The sequence below is a fragment of the Sphaerochaeta halotolerans genome, from assembly GCF_003429665.1.
GTDB classification, from domain to species: domain Bacteria; phylum Spirochaetota; class Spirochaetia; order Sphaerochaetales; family Sphaerochaetaceae; genus Sphaerochaeta; species Sphaerochaeta halotolerans.
Window position 1 is genome coordinate 1 of the sequence record NZ_QUWK01000030.1, and the last position, 3,938, is coordinate 3,938.

A 3,938-nucleotide genomic window follows, 5' to 3' on the forward strand; every position below is an offset into this window, starting at 1 on the left:
TGGGCTTCCTGGCTTTAATACCCCATAATGGAGTGATTAAATGCTAGGAGGCTATCTATGTATGAAATTTTTGATGAAGCAACAGGTTTCGTTCTGGATTATTACTCCAAGGACGGAAAGAGCAAGTGTTGTTTGTGCACTTACCGCAAATACCTGACGGAGCTTCGTGCTTATTTGGCAAGTGAGGGAATTGAGTATTCCCACAAGGAAGCCTTGGCATGGCTTTCGAGGGAGTTTGAAATCCTCCCATATGGCCAATACAAGGTTTGCAGGAGGATGATCTTCAGGGTGAATGACTTCATTCTTAATGGTACCATCACCCAACGGGAATATCTCTATACAGACTTTCTGGAATATGATGCATTGAACCAACCGCAGAAAAGCCTTGTCGATGAATTTCTTGCAGGCAAGGTAAGGGCCAACCACGACAAAAACAATTTCAAGCGCATCCTGTCGTCTTTATTCCTGTACCTGCAGGAAACCGGATCCTGCTTGGATACAAGCCAAATAAAATCTTCTTTCCTTGATGAATACTTTGGCAGGGAGGGGAAGCCGGTCATGAAAAGGTCCTACCTTCCACAAATAATGAGATTCCTTTATCTGAAAGGATTGGTTTGCGTCGACGATAACGGAATCTGGAAATATTTCGGGATTGACTTGGATCGAATCAACAATGCCTCAAAGTATGCCATTCCCGAAATGGGAACCGGTGGGGGCAGTGGGAGCCGGGTCGGTGGCTTCGTTCTGGAGCCGGAGCTTTATGGCAGGCTCATCAACTATCTTGATGAGAATGGATACTCGAAGACCATATATAATGCAACCATAATCCCTTATTTTTCCATACTTGCATTCTTATCTGTCAACTCGCTCTGCTTTTCGCGTGGGATTCTGTTTGACTGGGCGGAAGCCAACAAGCCTGAATGGGGTTACCCGTTCTATGCCTCCCTTACGAAGACAGTACAACTGATAGGTCTCCTGGGCTCCCATGCGAGGATGGACGCCCGTGAGGTTCCTACGAATTGCCATAGGGCATGGAAATACATTCCACCGCCTTGGGCGGAGGGGATTGTCCGGGAATACCTATCGGAGCGCAAGCGGGAAGGAATGGATACCTCGACATTATGCATGAGCAGGAGTTCCTGCTGCAAATTTCTCGTGTATGCAGAATCAAGGGATATCCATTCCTTTGCCGGCATTACGGTGGATCTGGTGAAGGAATATATCAGTCAGGACGAACATATGACCATCGGGGGAAAACGGGCCTATAACTGCAAGCTGAGGATTTTTCTCCGCTTCCTTGTAATCCGTGGTATTCTGCCTTCCGCGATGATGCTTGCCGTCCCGGCGATATTCGCCCCAAAGGTTGTAATCGCGACTGTCCTGTCCGAACAAGAAAGCAAGGGGATTGCTGCTTACAGGAGTTCCCACTGTGAAACCCCCGACGAATTGAAGGATAACGCCATTGTAGCCCTGGGACTTCAACTCGGACTCAGGGCTTCCGATATCGTACGGCTCAAGCTGCAAGACATAGACTGGAACCACAGCACCATAAAGATAATCCAGAAGAAAACAGGGGTGCCTTTGGAAACTGCTTTACCCGTGGGTGTTGCCAATCTGTTATACAGATACATTACAGAGGGGAGGCCCAAATCGGATTTGCCCTATATTTTCCTTCATCATGACGCTCCCTTCTCAAAATATACACCGAGCAAATGCAGTCTTTGTCTGGAAAGGGCTTTGGCTGACATTCCCAGGACTTCTCACGGCTTTCATGTCACACGAAGAACCTTTGCGACCAACCTGCTCCTGTCGGGCAATGGGATACAGACTGTAAAGTCCGCACTGGGACAAAGCAACCTCACGCAGCTGAACCATTATCTTGGTGTCGACCTTGTCCATCTTCGGCTCTGTCCCATCAATCTCGAGGGGATCGGATTACCAGGGAGGTTGCTATGAGAACATTCAAAAGCAAGCTCGGCAGTTTCATAACCGGATTCATCAACGAGAAGAGAGGGAACGGGTTCTCCTATGAATTCGAGGAGTATATGTTGAAGAGGTTCGACAGCTTCATCATTGAACATGATCTGGATGATGGGATTCTTTCGCGGACGCTGGTTCTCGAGTGGGCGATTCAGACACCGACGGAAAGCATAAACTACAGGAACCAGCGGGTCTCTTTTACAAGACAGTTCGGCTATTACCTTCTTTCTCTGGGCAAGCAGGCATACATCCCCATGTGGATGGCCTCGGAGTCGACATCCGTCCCGTATATCCCATCCAAGTCGGAGATCGAGGAAATTTACCAGTCCGTTGATTCTTACAGGCTGCGTCATTCATGTGCGAGATACCCGCAAATCGAGCTTTCGGTGTTGTTCAGGCTATACTATTGTTGTGGTCTCCGGCTCGCTGAGTCCTGTTATCTCAAACGGGAACATGTGGATCTGGAACAGGGGGTACTGCATATCATGCATTCAAAGGGTGACAAGGACAGGCTTGTCCCAATGGCGCGTGACCTGACGGACCTGTGCCGGAAGTATGATGAAAGGATGCAGGCAAGGTTCCCCGATGGCATATGGTTTTTCCCCCGCATAGATGGGAAGGCTCCCATTCTGAAAACGACGGTGGATGAGATGTTCGCTGAAATCTGGAAACATACAAAGGCATCGAAGACGGCCCCAAAGGCCCCCAGGGTGCATAGCCTCAGGCACGCATTCGTCATAGAGAAGATGAATACATGGATGAAGGGGGGGATTTCGGAAGCTATGCTTCCCTATCTGAGCGTGTATCTCGGCCATTCCAGTATTTCCGAGACTTTTTATTATTTCCATATCAAGGAGCCTATCTTCGAAGTGATACGGGAAAAAGATGGGACTTCCGCAACCGTTATCCCAAAGGTGGTGGAATATGAACAGTAGAAACAGACGGACACCCTTGTTCTTTTCGATGACCTTCAATTTCCTCAATGTCTATATGCCTACCCAGCTGGGGAGATCTCCTGACACTGTCAGATCCTACAGGGACAGCCTTACCGTTTTTGCCCGTTTCATCACAGACGTAAAAAGCCTGAGGCTGGATGGATTCACCTTTGAGGAGTGTACCAGGAGTTTCATCTTTGATTTTCTCGACTGGCTAAGGGAAACAGGGTGTAAACCCGGGACAAGAAACCAACGGCTGGCAGTATTGAATTCCTATCTCAAGTATGCGGCGGACAATGATGTATCGCTTTATCCCATCACTTTCTCGGTCGGTACGGTTCCCTATGCCAAGGTGCCGAAAGGAATCCTGAGGTGCCTGGATGAAAAGGAAACCGCTGCAATTTTGTCCGCTCCCCCAGTCTCGAGACTCGGGATAAGGGACCAGATGCTTCTTGTCCTGCTCTATGATTCTGCAATGAGGGTGTCGGAGCTCCTTAACCTACAGGTCCGCGATATCAATATGGACCCTGAAAACGGCTACCTGCGTGTGGTCGGAAAAGGGAGCAAAGAAAGGATCATACCCCTCTTGACGTTGACCATTGAGCATCTCCAACAGTATATGCGGCTTTTCCATGGTGAGAAGGAACCCTCAACCTATATTTTTTATACTGTCATAAAAGGACATGCTGACAGGATGTCCTGTGGAAACGCTGAACGAATCGTCCAAAAGTATGCCGACTTGGCTAGGAAGGAGGTAGCAACAATGCCTTTGTCCGTATATCCGCACATGCTCCGTCGGTCACGTGCAACAGCCTTGGTGCAGAATGGTGTCAACATGGAGGTGGTTGCCAGATTGCTCGGCCATGAAAACATTGCCACGACCGAAGCCCATTATGCAAGGATTTCAACAGAGGTCATCCGCAAGGCTATGGAATCCACAGAACCCGAAGGTGGGGGCAAGGAGGAGCCTCTCTGGACAACTGACGAAGATGAATTGAAGCACCTGTATGGAATAAGATGATG

At 48.8% G+C, this 3,938-nt stretch carries 3 protein-coding genes; all 3 read left to right on the top strand.

Translation table 11 applies throughout. The features are described from left to right. Positions 1-57: 57 nt before the first annotated feature. From DYP60_RS13750 to DYP60_RS13760, 3 genes are read left to right on the top strand one after another with little or no spacing between them, the layout of a single operon-like run. On the top strand, positions 58-1,956 hold the full coding sequence (locus DYP60_RS13750) for a tyrosine-type recombinase/integrase (RefSeq protein ID WP_117331589.1): 1,899 nt from the start codon (positions 58-60) through the stop codon (positions 1,954-1,956). Beyond that, complete coding sequence (locus DYP60_RS13755) at positions 1,953-2,915, top strand: tyrosine-type recombinase/integrase (RefSeq protein ID WP_117331591.1); 963 nt, start codon at positions 1,953-1,955, stop codon at positions 2,913-2,915. The genes DYP60_RS13750 and DYP60_RS13755 overlap by 4 nt, the downstream gene beginning before the upstream one ends. Next, positions 2,905-3,936, top strand: coding sequence for a tyrosine-type recombinase/integrase (locus DYP60_RS13760; RefSeq protein ID WP_165849602.1), 1,032 nt, complete (start codon positions 2,905-2,907; stop codon positions 3,934-3,936). Before DYP60_RS13755 ends, DYP60_RS13760 begins: the two co-directional genes overlap by 11 nt. Positions 3,937-3,938 lie beyond the last annotated feature (2 nt).